The following is a 25,992-nucleotide window of genomic DNA, read 5'->3' as shown; positions in this document are numbered from 1 at the left end:
GAAACACCAGCGACACCAGCAACATCTCAGAGCAGGAAGTGGAACAACGGACTCCCCGGCTCCACCTGCTCCACCTGCAGCGGACTCTTCTCCAGCCGCGCCAGCAGCCCGGGCAGGTCCGCGCGCCGCGGGATCTCGACGCCGATCAGCGCCGGACCGATCTCCCGGTTGTTGCGCTTCACGTACTCGAACCGGGTGATGTCATCCTCCGGCCCGAGGATTTCGTCAAGGAACCGCCGGAGCGCACCGGGTTCCTGCGGGAAGCTGACGAGGAAGTAGTGCTTCAACCCCTCGTGCATCAGCGAGCGTTCGAGGATTTCGCTGTACCGGCTGACGTCGTTGTTGCCGCCGGACACGATGCACACCACCGTCTGCCCCGGCTCGATCTGCACACTGGTCCCGAGCGAAGCAGCCGCGAGCGCGCCCGCGGGTTCAGCGATGATGCCGTCCGACTGGTACATCGACAGCATCTCCGTGCACACCGCACCCTCGGCGACGGACGTCAGATCCGCGCCGCTGTCCCGGATCAACGGGAACGTCACCTGGCCGGCCTCGCGCACCGCTGCGCCGTCCACGAACGGGTCGACCGCGTCGATCCGCACCGGTTTGCCCGCTTCGATAGCTGCAGCCATACACATCGCCCCCGCCGGCTCGACGCCGACGACCCGGATGTCCGGATGCCGCTCGCGAACCCACGTCGCGATCCCGGCCAGCAACCCGCCGCCGCCGACCGGCACGACCAGGACATCCGGCACGAAGCCGAGCTGCGAAACCACTTCGAGCGCGACAGTCCCCTGACCGGCGACAGTGCGGACGTCGTCGAACGCGGGCACGAGCGTCGCTCCAGTGCGGTGAGCGTCGTCCTTAGCCGCAGCGAAGGCGTCTTCGTACGTCTCGCCAACGACGATGACCTCGATGTGCGCGCCGCCGAGCGCTGCAATGCGCTGACGCTTCTGCCGAGGCGTCGTGCCCGGCACGTACACGCGACCGTTCGCCCCTAAACGGCGACACGCGTACGCGACGCCCTGCGCGTGGTTGCCGGCGCTTGCGCATACGACACCGCGCGCCCGCGTCGCAGCGTCGAGCTGCACGATGAAGTTGTACGCGCCGCGGATCTTGTACGAGCGCACAGTCTGCTGGTCTTCGCGCTTAAGCCAGACGCGCGCGTCTACGCGGGACGAGAGACGCGCGTTGGGCTCAAGGGGCGTGCGCGTGACCACGCCCGCGAGCCGTTCGGCGGCCTGTTCGACCAGTTCTGCGTTCACCGTGTCGATGTCGTGCACTCGGGTGAATGTACTTCGCACCCGGTGACCACGTACGGGGCACTCACGTCACCGACCGCGTTCACGTCTTCGGCACCGCCGGGTACGGGACGAAGGTGCTGGTGTTTTCGTCGACCGTGAGCGGTTTGCCGATTGCCGGAAACGCGCGTTGCGAACAAGCGGGCCGATCGCACACTTTGCAACCCATGCCGATCGGCGTCGCGGCGGCGGGTTCGTCCAGGTCAAGGCCGGTTGAGTAGATCAGCCGGCCGGCGTGCCGCAGCTCGCAGCCGAGGCCGACGGTGAACGTCTTGCCCGGGCTGCCGTAGCCGCCGATATTGCGCGACACCGTCCGCGCGACCCAGAAGTACCGCTTGCCGTCCGGCAGCGCCGCGATCTGCGTGAGGATCTTGCCCGGCGAGGTGAAGGCCTCGTAGATGTTCCACAACGGGCAAGCCCCGCCGACCCGCGAGAAGTGAAAACCCGCCGCGGACTGGCGCTTCGACATGTTCCCGGCCCGGTCCACCCGCACGAACGAGAACGGCACCCCGCGCTGTTTTGGCCGCTGAAGAGTCGACAGCCGGTGGCAGGTGGTCTCGAAACCGACGCCGAAGTGGTCGCAAAGCCGCTCGATGTCATACCGGAACTCCTCAGCCGCGGCCAGGAACGGGCCGTACGGGAGGATCAGCGCGCCGGCGAAGTAATTCGCAAGGCCGACCCGCGCGAGCGTCCGCGCGGCTGGGCCGGAAAACGCCCACGAATCGGCAAGTTCGGTGATCAAGTCGTCGTATTCCAGCAGCGCGATCTGGGACGCCATCCGGAACGCCTGCTGTCCGACCCGCAGGCTCGGTGCCAGCCGCAACACCCGCGTCGCCGGTTCGTACCGGTGCTGCTCACCGGCGGATTCGTTGATGCCCTCGCTCGTCACGTCGACGCCGTAGCGCTGCCACAGCCGTTCCTTGAGCGACCCGAGCACCGCTCCGCGCCGCAGCGGGATCTCGGCGGCCATCCGTTCGGCGCGCTCGTCCAGCTCGGCGACGTAGTTTTCCCGCTCGTAGAAGAAGTCGCGGACCTCCTCGTGCGGCAACGGCGCGGCGGCGCTCCCGTGCAGGCCCAGGCCGTTTTCCGTAGTCAGCGCGGCCGTGCTCTCGACCGCGTTGCGGTAGCTGCGGTGCAGTTTGACCAGCGCCTGGGCGATCGACGGCAGGTTGCTGGCCAGGTCGTTCAGCTCGCTCGTGGTCGCTTCGACGCCCACAGCCTCGTCGAGCAGGGCTTCCTTCACGTCGGCGACGAGCCGCGACGTGTCGTTGTTCGCGAAAAACTCCGTGTCGACGCCGAATGCCTGCGTGATCCGCAGCAGCACCGGCACGGTCAGCGGGCGCGAGTTGTGCTCGATCTGATTGAGGTAACTGGGTGAGATCTCGAGCACACGGGCGAGGTCCGCCTGGCTCATCGACCGGCTTTCTCGCAAATGCCGCAGCCGCGCCCCGGCGAAAGTTTTGTCCATGAGAGCTCCGTCCGGCCGGAAGGTTTCCGGGCCTGAACGATTACGTGAACGATCAAGCCCGCGAATTTTCGCTGCGGTTGCGAACGGCAGATTCGCAACCTTTGCAACATGCTAGGCAATCTTCGCAGAAATTGGCAAATTGGAGCCGTAGACCGAGTTTTCCCGCTCGTGTCAGGGTCGTGACCAGGCAAGGCGAGCAATCGCAAACTTCGCAACACGGGAGAGTCCGATGACCGAGCAGGCCAATCAGCTCGAGCAGGCGGCGGCCGAGCTGGCCGAGCAGTGGAAGACCGACCCCCGCTGGGCGGGTGTCCAGCGGACCTACTCCGCCGCCGACGTGGTGAAGCTTCGCGGTTCGGTCGTCGAAGAGCACACCCTCGCCCGCCGCGGCGCGGAGAAGCTGTGGGAGCTGCTGCACAGCGAGGACTACGTCCACGCGCTGGGCGCCCTCACCGGCAACCAGGCCGTGCAGCAGGTGCGCGCCGGCCTGAAGGCCATCTACCTGTCCGGCTGGCAGGTCGCCGCCGACGCCAACCTCGCCGGCCAGACCTACCCGGACCAGAGCCTCTACCCGGCCAACTCGGTCCCGGCCGTCGTCCGCCGCATCAACAACGCGCTGGGCCGCGCCGACCAGATCAACTGGGCCGAGGGCAACGGCGACATCGACTGGTTCGCCCCGATCGTCGCCGACGCCGAGGCTGGCTTCGGCGGTCCGCTGAACGCGTTCGAGCTGATGAAGGGCATGATCGCGGCCGGAGCCGCGGGCGTGCACTGGGAAGACCAGCTCGCTTCCGAGAAGAAGTGCGGTCACCTCGGCGGCAAGGTCCTCATCCCGACCAAGCAGCACGAGCGCACCCTGAACGCCGCCCGTCTCGCCGCCGACGTGCTGAACGTGCCGTCCCTGGTCGTCGCCCGCACCGACGCGCAGGCCGCGACCCTGCTGACCAGCGACGTCGACGAGCGCGACCGCAAGTACCTCACCGGCGGCCGCACCTCCGAGGGCTTCTACGAGGTCAACAACGGCATCGAGCCGTGCATCGACCGCGGCCTGGCCTACGCGCAGTACGCCGACCTGCTGTGGATGGAGACCTCCACGCCGGACCTCGAGGTCGCCCGCAAGTACGCCGAGGCGATCAAGGCGCAGTACCCGGACCAGATGCTGGCCTACAACTGCTCGCCGTCGTTCAACTGGAAGAAGCACCTCGACGACGACACCATCGCGCGGTTCCAGCGCGAACTCGGCGCCATGGGCTACAAGTTCCAGTTCATCACGCTGGCCGGCTTCCACGCGCTGAACTACTCGATGTTCGACCTGGCGCACGGTTACGCCCGCGAAGGCATGAGCGCCTACGTCGACCTGCAGGAGCGCGAGTTCGCTTCGGAGGAGCGCGGCTACACCGCCACGAAGCACCAGCGCGAGGTCGGCACCGGCTGGTTCGACCTGGTGTCCACCGCGCTGAACCCGGAGAGCTCGACCACCGCGCTCAAGGGTTCGACCGAAGAAGACCAGTTCCACTGACGCACCCCGCGGGCCGGCGATTCCGGTCGCCGGCCCGCCCCCTTCCTTTCCCCCTTCGCGGAGGTACGAGATGGCTGACACGTTGAACACCCGCATCGAGGTCACCGGGCCCGCCGATGGCCGCTTCGCCGAGATCCTCACCCCGGCAGCACTGGACTTCGTAGCCAAACTCGACAACACCTTCGCCGGACGCCGCCGCGAACTCCTCGATGAGCGCCGACGCCGTCGCGAGCGTCTGCAGTCGGGGGAGGAGCAGCTGGACTTCCTGCCCGAGACGCGGTCGATCCGTTCGGACGAGAGCTGGCACATCGCCCCCGTCGCGCCCGGTCTCGAGGACCGGCGCGTCGAGATCACCGGCCCGACCGACCGCAAGATGACGGTCAACGCGCTCAACTCCGGCGCGAAGGTGTGGCTGGCGGACTTCGAGGACGCTACCTCGCCGACCTGGCACAACGTCATCGACGGCCAGCTCAACCTGTTCGACGCCATCCGCCGCAACATCGACTTCACCACCGAGGCCGGCAAGCGCTACACGATCGGCGACGACCCGGCGACGATCGTCGCCCGTCCTCGCGGCTGGCACCTGGTCGAGAAGCACATCCGCATCGACGGCCGCCCGGTTTCGGCGAGCCTCGTGGACTTCGGCCTGTACTTCTTCCACAACGCCCGGCAGCTTCTGGCGCGCGGCAGCGGCCCGTACTTCTACCTGCCGAAGCTGGAAAGCCACCAGGAAGCGCGGCTGTGGAACGACGTTTTCCTGCTGGCGCAGAAGGAACTCGGCATCCCGCGCGGCACGATCCGCGCGACCGTGCTGATCGAGACGATCACCGCGGCCTTCGAGATGGACGAGATCCTCTACGAACTGCGCGAGCACGCGGCGGGCCTGAACGCCGGTCGCTGGGACTACATCTTCAGCGTCATCAAAAACTTCTCCGCGCACGGTGCCGACTTCGTGCTGCCGGACCGCGCCCAGGTGACGATGACGGTCCCCTTCATGCGCGCCTACACCGAACTGCTCGTCAGCACCTGCCACCGTCGCGGCGCGCACGCGATCGGCGGGATGGCGGCGTTCATCCCGAGCAAGGACCCGGTCACCAACGAGAACGCGCTCGAGAAGGTCCGTCAGGACAAGGAACGCGAGGCAGGCGACGGCTTCGACGGCTCGTGGGTCGCGCACCCCGGCCTGGTCCCGGTGTGCCGCGAGGTTTTCGACCGCGTGCTCGGCGGCTGGCCGAACCAACTCGGCAAGCTGCGCGAAGACGTGACGGTCGACGCTTCGGACCTGCTCGACGTCGCAAGCGCCGGCGGCGAAGTGACGGAAGCGGGCGTGCGGGCGAACATCAACGTCGCCCTCCGCTACATCGACTCCTGGCTGCGCGGCACCGGTGCGGCAGCGATCCACAACCTCATGGAGGACGCCGCGACGGCCGAGATCGCGCGGTGCCAGGTGTGGCAGTGGATCCGCAACGGCACGAAGCTCGAGGACGGCACGGCGCTGACCCACGAGCTGGCCGGCGAATTCCTGGACGACGAACTGGCGAAGGTCCGCGCAGACCTCGGCCAGTCGGCCCGCCTCGACGACGCCCGCGCGATCTTCACCGAAACCGCCCTCGGCGAGAAGCTGCCGAGCTTCCTCACGACGGTCGCCTACGCCCGTTACCTGACCGAGCGGTGACAAGCTCCGGTCGCCAGTGACCTGACCACCGGCGACCGGTTACCCCGCACCACATTTTGGGATGGTGCTGGGAACGGGTCCGGTGGCGGAGGCTCCCCGCCACCGGACCCGGGTCTTTCCGGACCCGCGCCCTTTCGCCGCTGGTTGGCGACGGGCGCGGGTTTTCGGCTTCGGGGAGTTTTCTGGCGGTCTGGGATTGGGTCTTCGCTTCCGGGTTGAGCCTGTCTTGGGTTTCCCCACTTCCGGGCTGCGTTCGCTTTCGGGTAGTCCCTCTCTTTCTGTCGTCGCCCGTCTGAGTGCTCGGATGCGGGTCTCTGCTCGATTTCGGGCCACCCCGTCCTGGGTAGCCGCTCGCTTGCGGGCGCTGTCCGGCCTCGCCCGCGTGCCCCGCTCGGATTCTGCTCTGTTCATCCTGCTCAGCTTGGATGCTTCACGATCGGATCCACCTTGCCGCAGTTGTTCGGCAACGGATCCTGATACGGCAGTAGGACTCCTTTGCCGACGGTCCTCGTCCGGCCCACCCGATCGCCGCATCCGGCTCGCACGATCCACCCGCGCGACGCTCGCACGCCACTCGTACGATCCAGCTCGGACGTGCCCAGCCGCCCGATCCATCCGGCCGGGCACCTCCTGTCGAACAGCCGCGTTCCGCGAGGATCCTTGCCGAGTCGAGCGTCCGATTTGCTCAACCGGTGTCCGGCCTCGACCGCCAAGTCAACGCGCGCTCCAGACGGACGATCCGACCGAAAATCCGACACCTCGCCCCGTCCGACCGACGATCCGAGCGGCCGCGCAGAACCCTCCGGCCCCGGCCTCGGTCGCCCGAACTACCGTTGCCGCTAAGTGGCGAATACCTGGTCAACGCCACTTTCCGTGCGACCGTCGCCTTGCCGACCACCGCATCGCCTCCCTTGGCAGCAACCCCGACGTCTCTCCGTCCACCTGCCGAGCACCCCTTGCCTATTTGATTCGACATACATATATTGCACATGTAACTACCTGGGGGAGCGTCGCCGGCGAGGGTGCCGAGCAGCTTCCGATCTCACTCTCACCCGGAGAAACCATGCACTGGCTCTACCTCGGCATCGCTGTCTTCTTCGAGATCGCCTTCGCGCTCGGAGCCAACGCAACCGACGGGTTCACCAAGCTGTGGCCGTCGGTGTTCACGCTGGTCATGGCGGCCGGCGGCATCTTCTTCCTCAGCCGCGCCCTGCTGACCATGGACGTCGGCGTCGGCTACGCGATCTGGACCGGTCTCGGCTCGGTCGGCATCGTGCTGCTGGGCGCGCTGATCTTCAAAGAGAAGCTCAACTGGCGCAAGCTCATCGGCTTCGGCCTGGTGGTCTGCGGCATCATCGGCCTTCAGCTGACCGGTGCCTGACCCTCTTCTTCCTGTCCCCGAAAGGATTTCCGCTGTGTCCGTTCAGCCAGAAGCAGCACCAGCCATCGCACCGGAAAAGACGCAGACCGCTCGCCGGGCATGGGGCATTCTCCTCTTCGCCGGGGTCTGCGAAATCGCGTTCGCCGTCAGCACGGACGGCAGCCGCGGCTTCGCCAACCTGCCGTGGTCGATCGCCACCGTGATCACCGCTGCCGCAACGATTTTCACCCTCAGCCTGGCCTTGCGCACCATCGACGTCGGCGTCGGCTACGCGGTTTGGACCGGCATCGGCGCGAGCGGAGCCGCGATCTTCGGCGCGATCATCTTCGGCGAAAGCCTGGGACCGTTGCGCATTCTGTTCCTCGCAGTGATCATCGCCGGTGTCATCTGCCTCAAACTCGCCGGTGGCTCAACCGATTCGGCGAAAACCGACGACTGACCGTATTCAACCCGGCGTCCCAGTGACACTCGCCAGCTGTCACTGAATCTGCCGAAACCTGGCCGCAGGCAACGTGATCACCTTTCTTCACTACGCTGCACCGGCGCGGCACCACTGTTTGCGAAGAACCCGGAGGCCAGTCGAATGCCCACAGCGACCGTCAACGACCGTCCGATCTTCTTCGCCGACACCGGGGGAGACGGACCGGCCTTGTTGCTGGGACACGGCTACTTCCTGGACCACTCAACCTTCTCGCCGCAAGCAGCGACGCTCGCGCCGGAGCGGCGCGTTATCACCTGGGACGCCCGCGGCCATGGGCAAACCCCGGACGACGACCCCGGCTCGTCATACACCTATTGGGACCAGGCCGAGGACGCGCTCGGCCTGCTGAACCACCTGGGCGTTGAACGCGCCGTCGTCGGTGGACTGTCCCAAGGCGGCTTCACCGCGCTACGGATTGCGTTGCTGGCACCCGAACGTGTCGCAGGACTGGTGCTGTGGGACACCGAAGCAACATCGTGCGATCCAGCCGACAAAGCAGCCTATGGCGGCATGTTCGCCGCCTTGCGCGAATACGGACCAATTGATGACTTGATCATACCCCTGTCGACGCAACTGCTCGGAGAATCCGACCTGCGTGACGAGCTGCGCGCACGATGGCGCGCCGCACCCACGCTGCCGCTAGGCCCGGCCGCGCACTGCCTGCTGGAGCGAGATGACGTCTCGGGCCGCCTGAACGAGATCACCTGCCCGACGTTGCTGATGTGGGGCGAGCAGGACGTTTCCCTCCCGCGCGACCGCATGGACCTGCTGAGCGAACGCCTCCCCAACGCCGGCAGCGTGCACGTCATCCACAGCGCGGCCCACACTCCGACCCTGACTCATCCAGAGCAGGTCAACCCACTGCTGCAACAGTTCCTGCAGACGTTGGCCTGACCGGTTCGGCCAAAGTTCGGCCAAACAATCCGGGCCGGATGGTGAAACTGCGCGGCCCGACGATTCTTCCAGGCTGCTTACCCAACCAGAATGCCTGCGCCGGTCAGTCCAAGACCGCGCACCTCAACGGTCTCCCTACAGCGTGAGGCTTGACGAGCGCTCAATTGCATGCACGCACATGTGCTATACAAGAGGTCTCGGCACCACTTCTCGATGCCGGGCGAGGTTTTGCCGGAGAGGTCGTTCCCGTGGCCACCACACCTTCCCCTGGACGCAAGTCGGCAGGGGCGAAACTCACCACCCTCGGCGCGATGTGGCCCCGCATGATGGCGCTTCGCAGCCGCGTCGACCACGAGGTCGAGCAAGCCTTGCAACGGCAGTTGCACTTGGGTTTCTCGGAATTCGTCGCACTGATGTCGCTGGCCGATCGCCCCGACGGCGAGCTCCGCATGCAGGAACTGGCTGACGCGACGTCGCTCAACCAGAGCTCCGCGACCCGCCTCGTCGGCCGCCTTGAGCGTACCGGCCTCACCGAACGACGTCTCTGCGAATACGACCGCCGCGGCGTCTACACCGGAATCACCGACGCCGGACGTGCCACCTTGCGCAAAGCCGTCCCGGTCTACGAAACCGCCCTGGCGAGCGCTTTCGACCGAGTGGGGGCAGACCCCGACTACCGCGACCTGATCGCCGCCGTCGACCCTCGCTGACAAGCGTCCTGACCAGGCATTCGCCACTGAACGGCGAATCTCGCGAACCCCGCCGGCCAGCGCGTCCTACACCTCGAACGCGTTGCCAGTCGCGATCTTCGGCCGCCCCAATTCTACCGGCTCGCCGACACGCGCCCGCCGGTAGACCTCGACGGTCGCCTCCGCGATCCGCCCCCAATCGAAGTCCGCGCCAAGCCGAGCCTGCGCCGCCCGCGCACGCCGGGTCGCGGCCGGAACGTCGCTCAAGACCGTCGTCACGGACGAGGCGAGCCCGGCGACGTCACCCGGCGCGAAAGCCAGGCCGGTCTCCCCGTCGATGACAACCTCGCCGAGCCCACCTGCCGTCGAAGCCACCAGCGGCGCTTTCGCGGCCGCGGCCTCAAGCGCGACGATCCCGAACGGCTCGTACCTGCTCGGCAGCACGACCGCATCGGCCGCGGCCAGGAGTGCGCGCAGGTCGCGGTCCGAAAGATGACCGACGAAGTCCACCGCCCGGCGAATTCGCAGCTTTCGAGCCTGCGCGACAAGCTCGTCGTGATGTCGCCCTTTTCCGGCGACAACCACTCGCGTCCCAGGGAACTGGCGGCGGATCCGGGGCAACGCGGCCAGCAGGTCCTGCACACCCTTTTCCCACTCCAGTCGGCCGAAGTACAGCAGGAACGGAGCACCGTCCGGACTGTGCTGTTCCCGCATCCTCGCGACTTCACCGGACGACACGCGCCAGCTGCGTCCCTCGATGCCGTTGTGGATCACCGCGACGTCGGCAGGGTCGATCTCGAAGAGGTGCGCGACCTCCTTGCGCATGGCCTGCGAACAGGTGATCACCGCGTCGGCCCGGTTGGCGAGCCACCACTCGACCGAATGCACCTGCTGGTTGAGCGGATGCGACAGCCAACCCGAATGCCGGCCTGCTTCGGTCGCGTGAATCGTCCCGACGAGCGGAACCCGAGCAGCCTCGGCGACAGCGATGGCCGGATGAGTGACCAGCCAGTCGTGGGCATGGACGACGTCGGGTTGCCACGTGCGGAGCAAATCCTGCGCCGCCCGGATCATGGCGTGGCCCATGGCGAGCGTCCACGCGACAAGATCCCGCTCGAAGGTCAGGTGCATCGGATCTTCGGCCACGCGGACGACCCGGACCCCCTCGATGACCCGATCGCTGCGCGGATGCGTCGACGCGTCGGTGCCCGCGGTGTGCCGGCAGAGCACGACTACCTCGTGACCCTGCTGCGCGAGATGCCGCGCCAGCGCGTGAACGTGCCGGGCCAGCCCGCCGATGACCACCGGCGGGTACTCCCAGGACAACATCAGCACGCGCATGGCCCGAGGTTACTCGCCAGTCGCTTACCCTGGGGCGGCCGCCCGAACGACCGCCGGAAAGCCTGTCCGACGCCTGGCCGAAAAGTGCCTGGACAGGGAAGAATCTGCTGGTCAGAGCGATTTGCCAAAAAACGGCAACAGCTCCGCCTGGCCGGCCAGTCAGCCCGTGAAGAACCGCATCCTCGCAGCTCAGCGCTGCTATCCCGCCCCAGTAGCGACTGTCAGGCTGATGCGTGAGTTCCGGCGGCGGTCGCCTGCCGAGATTGCTGCCTTCGCTCGATGCAGCCGCCCCTCGCTCTCGGCGCTGAAGCGGGCTCGCGAGCGGCTGACCAGCTGTTAGCCATTGAGTGGCGAAACGGTCGTCGACACCTGCTTCGCAACGTCGCCGCAGGACGTCCCACCGAAGACCAGCCATCGGCTGCCGACCGTCGGCAGCCGACATTTGACCCATCGAGCAGGATCGGTTCACCGGCTGTCCGAGCAGCCCTCAAGCCATCCCGCTGATCGCGATTCTCTGCCACCATGATCGGTGATGACTCCAACAGAGCCCGAATGGCAGCGTGCCGATCCGCCGCTGACCACACCGTGGACCGACCGAGTCGACCCGGCTGCGGTGCTGCCCGAGTACCCGCGCCCCCAGCTCCGCCGGCCGGAATGGCTGAGCCTCAACGGCATCTGGGAGTACGCAGGATGGCCTGCTTCGCCCGCGGAGCCGCGACCCGTCGGGTACAGCGAGCGCATCCTGGTTCCCTTCGCACCGGAATCGGCGCTCTCCGGAATCGGCAGACGCGACGAAGTGCTGTGGTACCGGCGGTTGTTCGAGATCCCGGAAAGCTGGAGCAGGCGAAGGGTGTTGCTGCATTTCGGTGCAGTCGACCAGAAAGCCGAAGTGCGGGTCAACAACCAGACGGTGGTCACCCATGAGGGCGGGTACACGTCGTTCTCAGCGGATATCACGGACGCGCTCCGTGCATCAGGACCGCAGGAAATTACCGTTCGCGCAGAGGACCGTACGGACATCGAGCCGTACCCGATCGGCAAGCAGCGCAACGAACCTGGCGGTATCTGCTACACGCCGACGTCGGGAATCTGGCAGACCGTGTGGGTCGAGCCGGTGCCGAACGAGCGCGTCTCCGCCCTGGAAGTCACCTCGGATCTGTCTGGTGTGTCAGTGTTCCCGCAGGTCACTGGCGGTACTCAGGTGGAGTTGATCGTTTCGCCGCAAAACGGCGACGAGGCAGCGCGCGTTCACGGCGCCGTCGGCGCGCGGCTGCGGGCCAACCTTCCGGAACCGCATCCGTGGTCTCCGGACGATCCGTTTCTCTACGACATCACCGTCCGGCTTCTGGATGCACACGGTGAGGTCCTGGACGAGATCGCCAGCTATTGCGGCCTGCGAACGGTAGAGATCGTCCCGGATGTCGACGGACGGCCACGGATCGCTTTGAACAATCGGATCACCTTCTTGCACGGACCACTCGACCAGGGCTACTGGCCGGACGGCGGTTACACGGCTCCGACGGACGAGGCGCTCAGGTTCGATCTCGAGAAGACGAAGGAACTCGGGTTCAACCTGGTCCGCAAGCACGTCAAGGTCGAGCCCGCGCGCTGGTACTACTGGGCGGACCGGCTGGGCCTGGCTGTCTGGCAGGACATGCCGTCGCTGGTCGTCTCGTTCGCGGGCCCGCCCGGGCACGCGCCGGATCCCTTGCCCGAAGGACAGCAGCGATTCGAGACCGAGCTGCGGGAAATGATCGCCCAGCTGCGCAATATCACGTCGATCGTCGCCTGGGTGCCGTTCAACGAAGGCTGGGGAGAATTCGACACGGCCCGGATAGCGACGCTCGTGAAGGAACTCGACCCGACCCGGCTGGTGATCGCCAACAGCGGGGTGAACTGTTGCTTCTCCCGCCCGGACACCGGGGCCGGTGACATCTACGACGATCACACCTACGTCGGACCGGGGGAGCCGCACGAGAGGGACCATCGCGCACTGGTGGACGGCGAATACGGCGGCCTGGGCTTAGTCCTCGAAGACCACATCTGGCCGGGCCCGCCAAACGCCTACGAAATGACGACCGATTCGGCGCACCTCACTCGCCGGTACTCGGAGGTCAGCGAACGTCTCGAAGGGTTGGTTTCCGAGCTGGGGCTGTCCGGCGCGATCTACACTCAGACCACTGATGTAGAGAACGAAGTGAACGGCCTCCTCACCTACGACCGGCGAATGCAGAAGCTCGACTTCGCCGACGCCGCGAACCACAACCAAGCAGTGATCGCGCGCGGTTCGTACCCCGAGGTGAAGACCGCCGCCGAGCTGGCTGCCGAGGCTCCGGACAGCCGTTGACCTGCGATTCGCCACTGAGCGGCAACGCATGATCTGCCGTTCCGCACAGAGTTGGGGCATGGAGGACGAACCAAGCTGACTTGCGATTCGCCGCTCAGTGGCGACTAGCTGGTCAATGGCGCTTCGATGCTGGCGAGGTGCCGTTCAGCTCGGACGTGCTGCTTCGCTCTCGCCGCCCAGCGACGAAGGTGCCGCGGCGGCCGGTGGCGTCGAATTTGCCCGCCAACGGCGACGGCAGCTGGCGGCCCGGCCGGTGTCGCGGAGCTGACGTCGCCGCGAGTGGCGTCGTTAGCTCATGGCACTCCATGTCGTTGGTCAGCTGTCGCCGATGAGAGGCGAGAACGCGGTGAGGGAGCAGCGGCGAGGTACGCCTGGCCTTTCGCCACTGAACGGCAACGGCGCGAATCAACGGCCAGCGGCATCCCATCCGGAACCCAGCTGACTCCGCTTCGGCAAGCAGTTGCCGAAAAACGGCAAATGCTCTCCGGCCGCTATAAACGCAGGCCGGAGAGCCGGACCGAAGCTCAGGCAGGCAGGGCCGCTTCGATCGCCGCGACGATCGTCTCGTCTTCGGGCTCCGTGCGCGGGCGGAAGCGACCGAGGACCTTGCCGTCCGGGCTGATCAGGAACTTCTCGAAGTTCCACTGCACGTCGCCGGCTTCGCCGTCCGCGTCGGGAGTTTCCGTGATGCTCGCGTAGAGCGGGTGCCGGTCTTCGCCGTTGACGTCGATCTTCTCGAACAGCGGGAACGACACTCCGTACGTGGTGGAGCAGAACGTCTGGATTTCCTCCGCGGTGCCCGGCTCCTGGCCGGCGAACTGGTTGCACGGGAACCCGACCACCGAGAAGCCCTTGTCGCCGTAGCGTTCCTGCAGACGTTCCAAACCGGTGTACTGCGGCGTCAACCCGCACTTCGACGCCACGTTCACCACGAGCAGCGTCTTGCCGGCCAGCGGTCCGCCGAGAGTGGCGTCGTCGCCGGACAGGGTCTTGAGCGGCAGGTCACGGATTCCCATGGAATTCCCTTCTATCGTCACGCGGAAGGACGGCGCAGGGCGCGCGCGTCCAGATGTCCGAACGGGCCGTCGGCCCGGCGGTATTCCTCGGCCAGAGCAAGCGCGCGGGCACGATCCCCGCTGCGGAGCAACCCTGCCAGGGCATCGAATCGTTCGGTGTGCACGCGGGCGCGCCGGCGGGCGTAGTCGGCGGCGGAGTCTTTCGTGACCATGAACGCCCAGTCGCTGGACAGAGCCATCATCGCCTCGGCGACGGCCTGGTCGGCAACGACGTCGCGAGTGGTCCCGTCCTGCTTGTCGACCAAGTCGAGCAGCCGGGTCTGCAGCGCGGTGTTGTCCTGCACCATGTCCGCGACCTGTTCGCCGTCCCAGACTCGCCAGTCCTTGCCCGAACCCCACGAAGATGCGGGCAGTTGGACCGGCTCGCCCAGATGGCCGGCCTCGAGCGCGCCGCGCAATGTGGTCACGCGGACGCCTGCCTCGGGCAGCGCACGCAGGATCCCTTCGAGCCAGGCGGGGCCCTCATGCCACCAGTGCCCGAATAGTTCCGTGTCGTAGGCGGCAACTACCAGCGATTCGCGGCCGTTTTGCTCGCGGAGGGACCGCAGGCGCGCGACGACTGTTTCGACGAAATCCTTGACGTGCGAACCTAGAACGTCCGCGGCGAGCGTCGGGTCGTAGGGGGCTTTGTCTTGTGGTTCAACGGTTTTCCCGGTGACACGCGACGCCTTCAGCCCGACCTCGTGTGCCCAGGTGTGGAAGTCCCGGTACGCCGCATGGCCCGGATAGCCTGCTTTCGGCGACCAAACCCGGTACGTGACTTCGAGATCGCGGCCGAAGCAGACGACGTCGGAGTCGCCGACGGGATGCGCGGCCGAAGTGTCACCATGGAGTGAAGGGCCGTCGACAAGGAAGCGTCGAACACCGGCGTCGTGATAATCTTGTTCCATTCCCGGTGCATAACCACATTCAGGTGCCCAAATACCTTCTTGTGCGCGGCCAATGCGCAGCGCGGTGTCCTCTAACCCAGCCTGGAGGGCGAATCGTCGCACCCTCTGGTCCAGCAACGGCTGGAACGGATGCGCCAGCGGCCCGCCGAGCAGCTCGATCGTGTCACTGTCCACAAGCGACCGCAGGATCGGCGAGAAACCGTGTCGCCAGCGCGTTTCCAGCTCCTCGGTGGCGTGCATCGCGGCTTGGTGCTCGGCGGCGGCGAGGTCGCGCAGCAACGGATCGCCGTGCCAGAGCGTCGATGCGTGCTGCGTGCGCAGCTGCCAGTGGCCGACCCAGTCGTGGCAGGCGCGGATGGCGTACGGATCGTCAAGCTGAGCGGCGAGCACTGGCGTCATGCCGAGCGTCAAGACGTCGCGTCGCCCCTCAGCGGCGAAACGGCGCAGCAGGTCGACGACCGGCAGGTACGAATGCGTCCACGCCTGGTACAGCCATTCCTCGCCGACCGGCCAGCTGCCATGGTGCGGCAGCCACGGCAGGTGGCTGTGCAGGACGAGGCAGAACGTGCCTTCGGGCGCGGGATTCCGGGCGCTCACGGGCGCACCGCCACGGCCACCAGGTCGAGGCTCGCGTCGAGGTCGTCGTCGTGGACGGCGAAGTCGTCGGCCCGGATCGCCGCGACGTCCGCGAGGAGGTCGGCCGGCCAGGTGGCCTGTCCGGGAAGGGAGCCCATGACGACGTCCAGTTGGGCGTCGATGATGGAGCCGCCGTAGCGGGTTTCGGTGGTACGCAGGGTTTCCGCATGGTGCAGCCCGTCCAGCGCGGCGACGGTGAACCCGGCCGCGCGCAGCAGTCCGTCCAATTCGGACGGTGCCAGTTCGCGCGTGTGGAACGGGTTGAGCGGGGTGTCGCTGTCCGGCGTGAAGGTGAGCCGGTTCGGGGTGGTGACCAGCAGTTTCCCGCCTGGGCGCAGGACGCGGAAGCATTCGGCCAGGAAAGCGTCCTGGTCCCAGAGATGCTCGATCACCTGGAAGTTCGCCACCACGTCGACGGCACCGTCCCGCAGCGGGAGGTACGCCAGGTTCGCCCGCGCGACGGCGACGTCCGGATACCGGCGTGCGACATGCTCGGTGGTCGGCACGTCGTAGTCCAGCGCGAGCACTCGACGGGCGTGCCGGGCGATAAGCCCGGCGCCGTAGCCCTCGCCGCAGCCGGCTTCGAGCACCGTCGCATCGGTGCAGTGGGGGAGGAGGGCGAGGTAGGCGGCTTCATGGCGGCGGAACCAGTAATTTTCCTCGGGGATGCCGGGGACGGTCCGTTCGCCGGTGAGGTGCAGTGCCTCAGCCCGGGTGGCTGCGTTGGTCACCTGCGCGACCCTAGCGCCTGTCACGTTTCGCGCAGCCGTCTCGTTCCAGCCGTATGCAACGGACGATCACGCGCATCCTCCTGACCCTGCTCGGTCTCTACACCCTGGTGCAGGGGCTGTGGCCGCTGCTCGACCCGATGGGGTTCTACCAGGACTTTCCCGGTTTCCGGCACGGGTGGGTCTCCATGGACGGGCCCTACAACGAGCACTTCATCATCGATTTCGGCGGCCTCAGCCTGGCGCTCGGCGTGATGCTCGTCGGCGCTGCAGTGATGGGCACCACAGCTGTCGCGCGGCTGGTGGCGGTCGCGGCGCTGCTGTTCGCCGTGCCGCACCTCATCTACCACGCGGGTCACGTCGGGCACTATCCGCAGTTCGACCAGGTGCTCGTCATCGGCGGGCTCGCGGTGACGGTCCTGCTGCCGCTCGTGGTGCTTTTGGTCCCGGGGCGGCGAATCGAGGTCAGTTCGACGGCGACACCGTGATGCTGAGCGCGCCCGGGCCGACGTGAGCTCCTATCACGGTGCTCGCGTCGCCCACCACGATCTCGCCCGCGCCGGGCACGCGCTCCCGCAACTTCCGGACGACCTCGCTCTCGTCCGAGCCGAATCGGGTCACCGCGAGGTCCACCGGTTGGTCGCCGGCGGCCTTCGCGGCCAGGTCCACGAGCCGGTTCATCGCTCGTTTAGTGCCGGGAACGCGGGCGAGCGGGCTCACTTCTCCATTGCGGACGGTGAGCAGCGGCTTGATCGCGAACGCACTTCCGAGCATCGACTGGGCGGCACCGATCCGTCCCGATCGCCGCAGGTACTCAAGGGTGTCCACGTAGATGAGTTCGGTCGAGTTGCGCACTCGCCGTTCAGCGGCGTCTAGCACCCGCTCGAGCTGTCCGCCGGCCCCGGCGACGCGCGCGGCGGACACCGCTGCGTAGCCGAGACTCATGCTGGCCGTCCCGCTGTCGAGGATGTGCACCGGAATCCGGACCTGCTGGGCGGCTTCGCGGGCGGCTTCGACGGTCTGCGAAAGCCGTCCGGAGATGTGCAGGCTCACGATGGCGGACGCGCCGGCGGAGGCCGCGTCCTGGTAGGTCCAGAAAAACGCGCCCGGATCGGGCGGCGAGGTCGTGACGGCCGCGCCGGATTTCATGGTCTGGATGAGCTCGCTGCGGTCGAAGCGGTGCTCGTCGTCCGTCTGGTCTCCGACGTGCAGCTGGACCTGGACGACACTGATTCGCCACTGAGCGGCGAGTTGCTCGGGCAGGCACGAGGTCGAGTCGGTGACTACGGCGATGTGCGCGGACATGGTGCCGGAGCGTAACCCCTAACGGCCTACTGCGAGTAAGTGACCGTTGCTCCGATCGGGCGAGCGGCGCGCTGGACGGGCTAACCGGGCAACTACCGGGACGATGGTCCCAATAGATTGCTCATCCAGGTGAATGCCGTCACCTCGAGGGGTCCGGCCGCGGAATTGCCCCTAATCTACCGCTCAGTAGAGCACTGTCCCGCGGCCGAGAGCCGGCCCCAACCGGGAGGTCGAAGAAGACCCATGACGAACATCGTTGTCCTGGTCAAGCAGGTACCGGACACCTACTCGGAGCGGAAGCTCTCCGGTTCCGACAACACCCTTGACCGCGAATCCGCCGACGCCGTGCTCGATGAGATCAACGAGAAGGCCGTCGAAGAGGCCCTCAAGATCAAGGAAGCCGGCGAGGGCGAAGTCACCGTGATCTCGGTCGGCCCGGACCGCGCCACCGACGCGATCCGCAAGGCGCTCTCCATGGGCGCCGACAAGGCCATCCACGTGTCCGACGAGGCGCTGCACGGCTCCGACGCGATCGCCACCGCGAAGGTCATCGCCGCCGCTGTCGGCAAGGTCGAGGGTTACGACCTGATCCTGGCCGGCAACGAGGCGTCCGACGGCCGCGGTGCCGCCGTGCCCGCGATCCTGGCCGAGCTGCTCGGCGTGCCGCAGCTGACCTACGTGCGTCAGCTGACCGTCGAGGGCTCCGCCGTGAAGGCCGACCGCGAGACGGAAGACGGCATCACCCACCTCGAGGCGAATCTGCCGGCGCTGGTGAGCGTGAGCGAGAAGATCAACGAGCCGCGCTACCCGTCGTTCAAGGGCATCATGGCCGCGAAGAAGAAGCCGGTCGAGACGCTGACCATCGCCGACCTCGGCATCGACGCGGGCGAGGTCGGTCTCGGCAACGCGTGGTCGACGGTCGTCGAGGCCTCGCCGAAGCCGCCGCGCACCGCGGGCGAGAAGGTCGAGGACGAGGGCGACGGCGGCTCGAAGGTCGCCGAGTACCTGGTCGCGCAGAAGCTCATCTGAGACACGGTTTCGAGGAGGATTCCAGAAAATGGCTGAAGTACTCGTCCTCGTCGACCACGTCGACGGTGATGTCAAGAAGGTCACGCTCGAGCTGCTGACCGCCGCGCGCGCTCTCGGCGAGCCCTCCGCCGTCGTGGTGGGCCCGACCGGCACCGCGGCGAAGGCTAAGGAAGCGCTCGCCGGCCACGGCGCGGCGAAGGTGTACGTCGCCGAGGGCGACGACGCTGCCGGTTACCTGGTGACCCCGAAGGTCGACGTGCTCGCGAAGCTCGCCGAGCAGGTCTCGCCGGCCGCGGTGCTCGTCGCCGCCAGCGCCGAGGGCAAGGAGGTGGCCGCGCGGGTCGCGCTGCGGCTGGGCTCCGGTCTGCTCTACGACGCGGTCGGTGTCAACGCCGACGGCACCGTGGACCAGTCCATCTTCGGTGGCGCGTTCTCCGTGAAGGCCAAGGCCTCCAAGGGCGCGCCGGTTGTGTCGGTGCGTCCGGGTGCGGTCGAGGCGGAAGCCGCCGATGGCGCGGCTGCCGAGGAGACCGTCGAGATTCCGGCGCAGGACCCGGCGAAGGCCGCCAAGATCACCGGCATCGAGCCGGTCGTCGGCGGCGACCGTCCGGAGCTGACCGAGGCGTCGATCGTCGTGTCCGGTGGCCGCGGCGTCGGCTCGGCGGAGAAGTTCGACGTCGTCGAGAAGCTGGCCGACTCGCTCGGCGCGGCTGTCGGCGCGTCCCGTGCCGCTGTCGACTCCGGCTACTACCCGGCGCAGTTCCAGGTCGGCCAGACCGGCAAGACGGTGTCGCCGCAGCTGTACATCGCGCTCGGCATCTCCGGCGCGATCCAGCACCGCGCCGGCATGCAGACGTCGAAGACGATCATCGCGGTCAACAAGGACGCCGAGGCTCCGATCTTCGAGATCGCCGACTTCGGTGTGGTGGGCGACCTGTTCAACGTCGCGCCGCAGCTGACCGAGGCTGTCGACAAGCGCAAGGGCTGACGCTCTCTTTCGCCCGGAAGGCCGTCGCGTGCTCGCCACGCGGCGGCCTTCCGCGTTCTCCGGAACCTTCTCGTCTGTCTGAGAGGAACCTGAGAACCCGCAATTAACTCAACGTGCACTGACCGGTCATCGATTGGCACTCTCCGAGGCTGCTTACCGGCAGGTACACCTTGACCATGACGTCGTCACAGCTCCTCGTCAGTACTGATCAGGCGGGTGCCGACCTTCCCGCAGGCGCGCCGCGGTATTCGCTTCTGGTCGCCAACGGGAACGATGAAGTGCTCGCCGCACAGAAACTGCGATACCGGGTTTTCGCCGAGGAAATGGGGGCGGAACTGCATTCCCCGGAGCCCGGCCGGGATGTCGACTACTTCGACGAATTCTGCGACCACCTCGTGGTCCGCGACGACAACACCGGCGAGATCGTCGGCTGCTACCGCATGCTTCCGCCGGACCGCGCCGCGCAGGCCGGAAAGCTGTACTCCGACAGCGAATTCGACCTGACGACGCTCGCCGCGCTGCGGCCGTCCTTGGTCGAGACCGGACGGTCTTGCGTCCACCCCGACCACCGCAGCGGTGCCGTTGTGAGCCTGGTGTGGGCCGGGATCGCGCGCTACATGCTCCTTTCCGGACACCGCTATCTCGCCGGCTGCGCTTCGGTCCAGCTGAACGATGGCGGCAGCTACGCCGCGGGCGTCTGGGATGTCTTGCGCACCAAGCACCACGCTGACGACTCGTTGCGCGTCTCGCCGTTGCACCCGTGGGACCCAGGCGCGATCGCGCGTCCTGATCGGACCATGCTTCCGCCGCTGATCAAGGGTTACGTGCGGCTCGGCGCCAAAGTGTGCGGCCCGCCGGCGCTCGACGCCGACTTCGGGGTCGCGGACTTCTTCGTCCTGCTTGATCTGCAGCAGGTCGACGAGCGGTACTTGAAGTTCTTCCTCGGAGCACAAGGATGAGTCACGCTTGGATGCCGACGTCGCCTTGCGGTGACGGCTGCCTCACTGAAGGCGCGCCGACAGTTGCCTTACCGCGGCGAATTTTGCGGTTCACCGCAGCGATTTCCGTGGTCTTCGCGGCGCTGCTGGTCGCGCCGGCGTTGCTGGTGATTCGCGGACGGAGCCGGGAACGCTTGCTGCGCCGGATTTTCCGGGCGGTGCTAAGGGCGTTCGGCGTGCGGATGTCTGTTGTGGGCGGTGCGGACTTCCTCGCCGCTCCGGCCGGTCGCGGCGCGCTCGTGGTGAACAACCACATTTCGTGGCTGGACATCATCGCCATCAACGCTCTACGTCCAATGCGGGCGCTCGCGAAGATCGAAATCGGCTCCTGGCCGATCCTGGGTACGCTCGTGCGTCGCGGCGGCAGTATTTTCCTGGACCGCAACCGTTTGCGTACCTTGCCGGGCACCATGTCCGAACTGGCCGACAGCCTTCGCTCCGGCGCGCTCGTCAACGTCACCCCCGAGGGCACCACCTGGTGCGGCCTGGCCTCCGGCCGCTTCACGACGGCCACCTTCCAAGCCGCGATCGACGGCGGCGTCCCGGTCCGGCCGATCGCCCTTCGCTACCGCCTCGCCGACGGCCGCGAAACCAGCCAGCCGGCGTTCATCGGGCCGGAGTCGCTCATCGCCTCCCTCCGCCGGGTCGCCGCACTGCGCGGCCTGGTCCTGGAAGTGCACGTGTGCCCGGAGATCGCTCCCGGCCGCGCCGAAGACCGCCGTTCGCTGGCGGCTCTTGCCGAGGGCGCTGTCCACTCGGCCCTCGGCACAGTCCGCATCCCGCCACAGCGTCGCCGGGTCCTGGTCGGCCGTCGCGCGCCCTCCCAGCCGGTTGTGCACTGACGAACACCCTGGTCACCGGACTGCGGAGGGGTTTTGCCGTTTTTTGGCGACACCCCTCCGCGACTCTCCGACCCCTGCGGGCCGGTCTCTCCACCGGCCGCAGTCAGCCCATTCGCCACTCAACGGCAACAGCCACCTAACTTGCCTCGCCGCCGGACGGCCGCGACTGCCCGTCCCTCCACCTGTGACCGCCGCCCGCCATCCGTCGCCGCCGAATGGCGACGAATCGCTCGCGTCGGCACACCTGGTCTCCGCGCTCCGGATTCATCGCCGTCAAGTGGCGACAGTCGCTTGCCTCGGCGCGCACACACCTCGAGCTCAGCCTTTTCGCCACTGAGCGGCAACGGCCCGCGGTTGTCGCAAACCTCTGACACTGCCCTGTCAGATCGCCCGCAGGCGCACCATTGTCGATCTTAGCCGACAATCGCGGTCAGGAAACGGCAATAGTCAGCTTCCCACCAGGGTGCCCGTTCCGGCTCTCCTCCTGCGCAGCTGCCGCTTCCTCTAACGGAAAGGTCTTCCCCTGCGCAATCCGCAGTCCATTGTGTACATACCGGAGGATCTCGTTCAGTACCTCTTGCGTCTGCCCGTCCTGGCCTCCAGACGAGAAAGGCAGACCGAGCTCGAACGCCGCGCCATCCGCAATGGTCACGATGCGTTCCTTCGACCCTCGCAGCTCGACCGATTCCGGCAAAACGCCATGCCCAGACGCGTCGAACACCGCGTCCACCGGGCGGTCCGCCACTTCACGGACCCTCTCCAGCCACCCGTCGCCGTAACGCACCGGAATCGCGCCCAGTGCTTTCACCTCATCGAGATTGCGCTGTCCAGCCGTTCCGATCACCGTCGCGCCCAAAGCGATCGCGATCTGTGTCGCGAACCGGCCGACAGCGCCACTCGCTCCGTGGACAACCAACAGTTCGCCAGCTTTGACATCGAGCAGACGCAACACGCGCAACGCGGTTTCGCCAGCAACCGGCAACGCCGCCGCGTCGTCCCAGGAGAGGTCAGCCGGCTTGCGAACGATCGCTCCGCCGAGCGCGAACTCCGCGTACCCGCCGGTCGCTGACCAGCCGAACACCTCATCTCCGACGCCGAATTCAACGCCGTCGCCCACCGCGTCGACTACTCCCGCGATTTCCAGCCCCGGGATCTGCGGACCTTCGAGCGCCGCGCCGCCGGCCATCGCCCCAGAACGGATCTTCCAGTCGATCGGGTTGATCCCCGCGCGCCGGACGGCGACCCGGACCTGGCCCGGGCCGGGCTCCGGCGTCGGGACATCCTTCAGTTGCAGCACTTCGGGCCCGCCGTACTCGGCGAATGTGATGGCTCGCATCTCGGTTCGCACTCTCCTTCGGTCGCCGTACGTCCTACTTAAAGCCAGCCAGCATCCGGCGCATTCCGAACCGCACGCTCGATTCGCCAGTAAACGGCAACACCCTCGCCCTGTCGCGCTGCCTCTCCTTCGCCTGACCCAGCGTCGTGACGCAGACAATGCCCGACGGTGGCACACAAGAAGCCTGATTCATCGGTCTAGGCGACCAAGACAACGTCAGCAGCTACCCGGCGTCATCGACTTCCTGCGCCGAACGCCCCTCGATTGCCCGGACGCGGCATCCGCAGGGATCCCGCAGATCCGGGCCTCCCAAGCGTGAACCGCGGAACCCCACCCTGACGCCTCGAAATCCATCCGGATGCGATGTCCCACCGCCCACCCCGAAAGGCCGGCCGACAGCTTGACCTCCAGAGCGCTGGAGGTTGCAAGCTCGCGATCATGAGCCAGACCGTCGAAGCACAGCCCCGAAAAAGCGTGCTCTGGAGTCGCGAACACCGTCTTGTCACCGTCGGCCTGCTGCTTGTGGTCACACTGGTGGCCTTCGAAAACATGGGCGTCGCCACTGCGATGCCGACGCTGGTCGCCGAACTGAACGGGTTCGCCCTCTATTCCTGGCCGTTCACCACGTTCTTGGTGGCCAGCGTCGTCGCCACCGTTTTGTCCGGACGACTAGGCGACCGCAGAGGACCAGCGCCAGCTCTCCTGGTGGGGCCGGTGCTATTCGCCGCGGGACTAGCCGTCGCAGGTGTCGCCACCACGATGCCGATGCTCCTGGCCGGCCGTGCGCTGCAGGGCTTCGGCTCGGGATTTCTGCTGGTGTCCGTCTCGCTGTTGATCGCGCTGACGTTCACCGACCGCGAACGCCCCGTCATCTATGCCGCCAATGCTGCTGCTTGGGTCCTCCCAGCGGTCATCGGCCCGTCCGTTGCCGGTTTGGTGACCGTGACCGTCGGCTGGCGATGGGTCTTCCTCGGGCTGCTCCCGCTGGTCGGGATTGGAGTCGTCCTCCTTTGCAAGATCACTCGCGGTTTGCCTGCCCATGAGCCGCTGCGAGCCGGACGTCGCGCAGGCATCATCGCCGCTGTTGTAGCTGCGCTCGGAGTCGCCGCCCTGAGCTGGGCCGCACAACACCCATCGCCTGCCGCGCTTGCCTACGGAGTTGCGGGTCTTGTCGCGCTAGCCGTCGCATTGCGCAAGCTCCTGCCTGCCGGAACCATGACCTCTCGTCCCGGATTGCCGACGGTGGTCGCCTCTCGTGCCCTGCTCGCCGGCGCATATGCGGGCATGGAGGCGTATCTCCCGCTGACCATGACCGCCGTCCACGGCTATAGCCCCGCTCTCGCTGGCCTGCCGCTGACAATCACCGCACTTGGCTGGTCCGCAGCGTCGGCTCTCCAAGGCCGATTCCTCGACTGGTCGCGGGAGGCATCGCTGCGCACCGGCTTCGTGCTCGTCGCGGTGGGTCTGGTCGGCTTCGGATTTGTCGCCCAACCGTGGTTCCCCGCCTGGGTGGCCTTCGCTGTCTGCGCAGTCGGCGGCGCGGGGATGGGAATCGCGATGCCCGCCGTCTCGGTCCTCCTGTTGCGCTACTCGCCGGAAGGGGAGCGGGGGTTCAACACCTCCGCAATGCAGCTGGCCGACTGGGTCGGATCAGCGCTGCTCATTGGCCTCGGCGGGGTGCTTCTGGCCGCTGTCGCCTCCGCCGCTCAGCCTTCTGCCGCGATGGGACTGCTCAGTGTCGCCCTCGTCCTGCTCGCGCTGCTCGGCGTCCGACTCACGAGCAGGTGGCCGAAACAGGTGTGACGTGCCACTCTGCGGCCTGGGGCGAGCTTCGTCACACGCCGCATCGGTCTACCCTGATAGGGCGATGACCTATCTCGACCACGCGGCAACCACTCCGATGCTGCCCGAAGCCATTGCGGCGATGACTGAGGCTTTGTCCACCGTGGGCAACGCCTCCGCGCTGCATTCTTCGGGACGGCGAGCTCGGCGGGCCGTCGAGGAAGCACGCGAAGTGATCGCCGCCGCTTTGGGCGCGCGGCCGTCGGAAGTCATCTTCACCGGCGGCGGTACGGAGAGTGACAACCTCGCGGTCAAGGGCATCTTCTGGGCCCGCAGCGGCGAGGACTCGGCTCGGCGTCGCATCCTGTGCAGCACGGTCGAGCATCACGCGGTCCTCGACACGGTCGAGTGGCTGGAGCAGCACTCCGGTGCCGAGATCACCTGGCTCGAAGTTGACGACCAGGGCCGGGTGTCGCCGGAAACGCTGCGCGCTGCGATTGATTCGGCCCCAGAGACGGTTGCCCTCGCGACGGTGATGTGGGCGAACAACGAGGTCGGCACTGTCAATCCGATCGCCGCGCTCGCCGAGGTGTGCAACGAATACGCGGTCCCTCTGCACACCGACGCAGTCCAGGCGGTCGGTGCAGTTCCCGTCGACTTCACCGCATCCGGCGCGGCCGCGCTCACACTGACCGGGCACAAGCTCGGCGGCCCGTACGGTGTCGGCGCGCTTCTCCTCGACCGCGACACCTCGTGCGTCCCCGTCCTCCACGGCGGTGGCCAGGAACGCAGCGTCCGCTCGGGCACCCTCGACGTTCCTGCGATCGCCGGCTTCGCCGCTGCGGTGCAAGCGGCGATCAGCGGCCGCGCGGAGTATGCCACCCGGGTCGAGAAGCTGCGTGACGAGCTCGTCGCTGCGGTCCTGCGCGAGATCCCGGACGCGATACTGAACGGCCGCGACGGTGAGCGTTTGCCGAGCCACGCTCACTTCACGTTCCCCGGCTGCGCGGGTGACAGCCTGCTGATGCTCTTGGACGCCAAGGGGATCGAGTGCTCCACCGGTTCGGCGTGCACCGCGGGTGTCGCGCAACCAAGTCACGTTCTCCTGGCGATGGGGGCTGACGCCGCTGCAGCCCGCGGCTCGCTTCGATTTTCGCTTGGCCACACGTCCACGCTGGAGGACGTGCACACGCTGGCCCGCGAGATCGGTGGCGTTGTCACCCGCGCCCGACAGGCCGGTCTCGCCGGCATGCGCAAGCAAACGCAGAAGCAAGAGGTGTAAAGCA

General features: G+C 67.1%; 22 protein-coding genes. 14 read left to right on the top strand and 8 right to left on the bottom strand.

Going from position 1 to position 25,992, the window contains the following annotated elements; translation table 11 throughout:
- Window positions 1-26: 26 nt before the first annotated feature.
- Window positions 27-1,283, bottom strand: coding sequence for a threonine ammonia-lyase IlvA (ilvA, locus tag ACZ7OI_RS27660; RefSeq protein WP_470267063.1), 1,257 nt, complete (start codon window positions 1,281-1,283; stop codon window positions 27-29).
- Between the two features lie 61 nt (window positions 1,284-1,344).
- Window positions 1,345-2,769: a short-chain fatty acyl-CoA regulator family protein gene (locus ACZ7OI_RS27655; RefSeq protein ID WP_470267062.1), complete on the bottom strand. Its 1,425-nt coding sequence runs from the start codon at window positions 2,767-2,769 to the stop codon at window positions 1,345-1,347.
- A 229-nt stretch (window positions 2,770-2,998) separates the two neighbouring features.
- On the opposite strand from ACZ7OI_RS27655, the gene aceA reads away from it, so the two are divergent.
- The 6 genes from aceA (at window position 2,999) to ACZ7OI_RS27625 (ending at window position 9,429) form a co-directional block, all read left to right on the top strand.
- Complete coding sequence (gene aceA, locus ACZ7OI_RS27650; RefSeq protein ID WP_116198817.1) at window positions 2,999-4,288, top strand: isocitrate lyase; 1,290 nt, start codon at window positions 2,999-3,001, stop codon at window positions 4,286-4,288.
- A gap of 70 nt (window positions 4,289-4,358) precedes the next feature.
- A complete protein-coding gene (gene aceB, locus ACZ7OI_RS27645; RefSeq protein WP_470267061.1) occupies window positions 4,359-5,963 on the top strand; it encodes a malate synthase A in 1,605 nt (534 codons plus the stop codon).
- A gap of 1,063 nt (window positions 5,964-7,026) precedes the next feature.
- Entirely contained in the window at window positions 7,027-7,344 is a 318-nt protein-coding gene (locus ACZ7OI_RS27640; protein ID WP_354739163.1) for a DMT family transporter, read from the top strand.
- A 34-nt stretch (window positions 7,345-7,378) separates the two neighbouring features.
- Window positions 7,379-7,783 carry a DMT family transporter gene (locus tag ACZ7OI_RS27635; RefSeq protein ID WP_470267060.1) on the top strand — a complete coding sequence of 135 codons (405 nt, stop codon included), beginning with the start codon at window positions 7,379-7,381 and terminating at the stop codon, window positions 7,781-7,783.
- Window positions 7,784-7,927: 144 nt separating this feature from the next.
- Window positions 7,928-8,719 (top strand): alpha/beta fold hydrolase, encoded by a 792-nt coding sequence (locus tag ACZ7OI_RS27630; RefSeq protein ID WP_470267059.1) that lies wholly within the window; start codon window positions 7,928-7,930, stop codon window positions 8,717-8,719.
- Between the two features lie 248 nt (window positions 8,720-8,967).
- A complete protein-coding gene (locus tag ACZ7OI_RS27625; RefSeq protein WP_470267058.1) occupies window positions 8,968-9,429 on the top strand; it encodes a MarR family winged helix-turn-helix transcriptional regulator in 462 nt (153 codons plus the stop codon).
- 66 nt (window positions 9,430-9,495) lie between these two features.
- Here the strand turns inward: ACZ7OI_RS27625 and ACZ7OI_RS27620 are convergent, their stop codons facing one another.
- Window positions 9,496-10,749 carry a glycosyltransferase family 4 protein gene (locus tag ACZ7OI_RS27620; RefSeq protein WP_470267057.1) on the bottom strand — a complete coding sequence of 418 codons (1,254 nt, stop codon included), beginning with the start codon at window positions 10,747-10,749 and terminating at the stop codon, window positions 9,496-9,498.
- Window positions 10,750-11,281: 532 nt separating this feature from the next.
- Between ACZ7OI_RS27620 and ACZ7OI_RS27615 the strand changes: the two genes are divergently transcribed.
- Window positions 11,282-13,096 carry a glycoside hydrolase family 2 protein gene (locus ACZ7OI_RS27615; RefSeq protein WP_470267056.1) on the top strand — a complete coding sequence of 605 codons (1,815 nt, stop codon included), beginning with the start codon at window positions 11,282-11,284 and terminating at the stop codon, window positions 13,094-13,096.
- Window positions 13,097-13,620: 524 nt separating this feature from the next.
- On the opposite strand, the gene ACZ7OI_RS27610 is transcribed toward ACZ7OI_RS27615, so the two are convergent.
- Genes ACZ7OI_RS27610 through ACZ7OI_RS27600 form a run of 3 tightly spaced genes read right to left on the bottom strand, consistent with a single transcriptional unit; the run spans window position 13,621 to window position 16,429 of the window.
- The gene (locus ACZ7OI_RS27610) at window positions 13,621-14,112 is read right to left on the bottom strand and encodes a glutathione peroxidase (RefSeq protein WP_470267055.1); all 492 of its coding nucleotides are present in this window, start codon (window positions 14,110-14,112) and stop codon (window positions 13,621-13,623) included.
- A 17-nt stretch (window positions 14,113-14,129) separates the two neighbouring features.
- Window positions 14,130-15,659, bottom strand: coding sequence for a 1,4-alpha-glucan branching protein domain-containing protein (locus ACZ7OI_RS27605; RefSeq protein WP_470267054.1), 1,530 nt, complete (start codon window positions 15,657-15,659; stop codon window positions 14,130-14,132).
- Window positions 15,656-16,429, bottom strand: a complete 774-nt coding sequence (locus ACZ7OI_RS27600) for a class I SAM-dependent methyltransferase (RefSeq protein ID WP_470267053.1) — start codon at window positions 16,427-16,429, stop codon at window positions 15,656-15,658. The genes ACZ7OI_RS27605 and ACZ7OI_RS27600 overlap by 4 nt, the downstream gene beginning before the upstream one ends.
- A gap of 53 nt (window positions 16,430-16,482) precedes the next feature.
- Between ACZ7OI_RS27600 and ACZ7OI_RS27595 the strand changes: the two genes are divergently transcribed.
- Window positions 16,483-16,914, top strand: a complete 432-nt coding sequence (locus ACZ7OI_RS27595) for a hypothetical protein (protein WP_470267052.1) — start codon at window positions 16,483-16,485, stop codon at window positions 16,912-16,914.
- On the opposite strand, the gene ACZ7OI_RS27590 is transcribed toward ACZ7OI_RS27595, so the two are convergent.
- Window positions 16,892-17,731: a DegV family protein gene (locus ACZ7OI_RS27590; protein ID WP_344285504.1), complete on the bottom strand. Its 840-nt coding sequence runs from the start codon at window positions 17,729-17,731 to the stop codon at window positions 16,892-16,894. The genes ACZ7OI_RS27595 and ACZ7OI_RS27590 overlap by 23 nt on opposite strands.
- Window positions 17,732-17,974: 243 nt before the next feature.
- On the opposite strand from ACZ7OI_RS27590, the gene ACZ7OI_RS27585 reads away from it, so the two are divergent.
- The 4 genes from ACZ7OI_RS27585 to ACZ7OI_RS27570 all read left to right on the top strand — a co-directional run bounded on the left by ACZ7OI_RS27585 (window position 17,975) and on the right by ACZ7OI_RS27570 (window position 21,588).
- Window positions 17,975-18,760, top strand: a complete 786-nt coding sequence (locus tag ACZ7OI_RS27585) for an electron transfer flavoprotein subunit beta/FixA family protein (RefSeq protein WP_116198805.1) — start codon at window positions 17,975-17,977, stop codon at window positions 18,758-18,760.
- Between the two features lie 28 nt (window positions 18,761-18,788).
- Entirely contained in the window at window positions 18,789-19,748 is a 960-nt protein-coding gene (locus ACZ7OI_RS27580; RefSeq protein ID WP_470267051.1) for an electron transfer flavoprotein subunit alpha/FixB family protein, read from the top strand.
- A 176-nt stretch (window positions 19,749-19,924) separates the two neighbouring features.
- Window positions 19,925-20,707, top strand: coding sequence for a GNAT family N-acetyltransferase (locus tag ACZ7OI_RS27575; RefSeq protein ID WP_470267050.1), 783 nt, complete (start codon window positions 19,925-19,927; stop codon window positions 20,705-20,707).
- Window positions 20,704-21,588, top strand: a complete 885-nt coding sequence (locus ACZ7OI_RS27570; RefSeq protein WP_470267049.1) for a lysophospholipid acyltransferase family protein — start codon at window positions 20,704-20,706, stop codon at window positions 21,586-21,588. Before ACZ7OI_RS27575 ends, ACZ7OI_RS27570 begins: the two co-directional genes overlap by 4 nt.
- Window positions 21,589-22,018: 430 nt before the next feature.
- On the opposite strand, the gene ACZ7OI_RS27565 is transcribed toward ACZ7OI_RS27570, so the two are convergent.
- Window positions 22,019-22,924, bottom strand: a complete 906-nt coding sequence (locus ACZ7OI_RS27565; RefSeq protein ID WP_470267165.1) for an NADP-dependent oxidoreductase — start codon at window positions 22,922-22,924, stop codon at window positions 22,019-22,021.
- A gap of 438 nt (window positions 22,925-23,362) precedes the next feature.
- Between ACZ7OI_RS27565 and ACZ7OI_RS27560 the strand changes: the two genes are divergently transcribed.
- Together ACZ7OI_RS27560 and ACZ7OI_RS27555 are read left to right on the top strand one after the other, a co-directional pair.
- Window positions 23,363-24,727: an MFS transporter gene (locus ACZ7OI_RS27560; protein WP_470267048.1), complete on the top strand. Its 1,365-nt coding sequence runs from the start codon at window positions 23,363-23,365 to the stop codon at window positions 24,725-24,727.
- A gap of 64 nt (window positions 24,728-24,791) precedes the next feature.
- On the top strand, window positions 24,792-25,988 hold the full coding sequence (locus ACZ7OI_RS27555; protein WP_470267047.1) for a cysteine desulfurase family protein: 1,197 nt from the start codon (window positions 24,792-24,794) through the stop codon (window positions 25,986-25,988).
- Window positions 25,989-25,992: the final 4 nt, after the last annotated feature.

This window comes from Amycolatopsis sp. NPDC114503, from assembly GCF_055633655.1.
This window is presented reverse-complemented; position numbering and strand designations above follow the sequence as displayed.

Excerpts from the sequence above, each read along its gene's own strand:
- ACZ7OI_RS27630 (WP_470267059.1), top strand. The coding sequence starts at position 7,928 with ATGCCCACAGCGACCGTCAACGACCGTCCGATCTTCTTCGCCGACACC.
- ACZ7OI_RS27560 (WP_470267048.1), top strand. The coding sequence starts at position 23,363 with ATGAGCCAGACCGTCGAAGCACAGCCCCGAAAAAGCGTGCTCTGGAGT.
- ACZ7OI_RS27615 (WP_470267056.1), top strand. The coding sequence starts at position 11,282 with ATGACTCCAACAGAGCCCGAATGGCAGCGTGCCGATCCGCCGCTGACC.
- ACZ7OI_RS27595 (WP_470267052.1), top strand. The coding sequence starts at position 16,483 with ATGCAACGGACGATCACGCGCATCCTCCTGACCCTGCTCGGTCTCTAC.
- ACZ7OI_RS27555 (WP_470267047.1), top strand. The coding sequence starts at position 24,792 with ATGACCTATCTCGACCACGCGGCAACCACTCCGATGCTGCCCGAAGCC.
- ACZ7OI_RS27655 (WP_470267062.1), bottom strand. The coding sequence starts at position 2,769 with ATGGACAAAACTTTCGCCGGGGCGCGGCTGCGGCATTTGCGAGAAAGC.
- ACZ7OI_RS27570 (WP_470267049.1), top strand. The coding sequence starts at position 20,704 with ATGAGTCACGCTTGGATGCCGACGTCGCCTTGCGGTGACGGCTGCCTC.
- ACZ7OI_RS27575 (WP_470267050.1), top strand. The coding sequence starts at position 19,925 with ATGACGTCGTCACAGCTCCTCGTCAGTACTGATCAGGCGGGTGCCGAC.
- aceA (WP_116198817.1), top strand. The coding sequence starts at position 2,999 with ATGACCGAGCAGGCCAATCAGCTCGAGCAGGCGGCGGCCGAGCTGGCC.
- ACZ7OI_RS27610 (WP_470267055.1), bottom strand. The coding sequence starts at position 14,112 with ATGGGAATCCGTGACCTGCCGCTCAAGACCCTGTCCGGCGACGACGCC.
- ACZ7OI_RS27590 (WP_344285504.1), bottom strand. The coding sequence starts at position 17,731 with ATGTCCGCGCACATCGCCGTAGTCACCGACTCGACCTCGTGCCTGCCC.
- ACZ7OI_RS27565 (WP_470267165.1), bottom strand. The coding sequence starts at position 22,924 with ATGCGAGCCATCACATTCGCCGAGTACGGCGGGCCCGAAGTGCTGCAA.
- ACZ7OI_RS27640 (WP_354739163.1), top strand. The coding sequence starts at position 7,027 with ATGCACTGGCTCTACCTCGGCATCGCTGTCTTCTTCGAGATCGCCTTC.
- ACZ7OI_RS27620 (WP_470267057.1), bottom strand. The coding sequence starts at position 10,749 with ATGCGCGTGCTGATGTTGTCCTGGGAGTACCCGCCGGTGGTCATCGGC.
- aceB (WP_470267061.1), top strand. The coding sequence starts at position 4,359 with ATGGCTGACACGTTGAACACCCGCATCGAGGTCACCGGGCCCGCCGAT.
- ACZ7OI_RS27580 (WP_470267051.1), top strand. The coding sequence starts at position 18,789 with ATGGCTGAAGTACTCGTCCTCGTCGACCACGTCGACGGTGATGTCAAG.
- ACZ7OI_RS27585 (WP_116198805.1), top strand. The coding sequence starts at position 17,975 with ATGACGAACATCGTTGTCCTGGTCAAGCAGGTACCGGACACCTACTCG.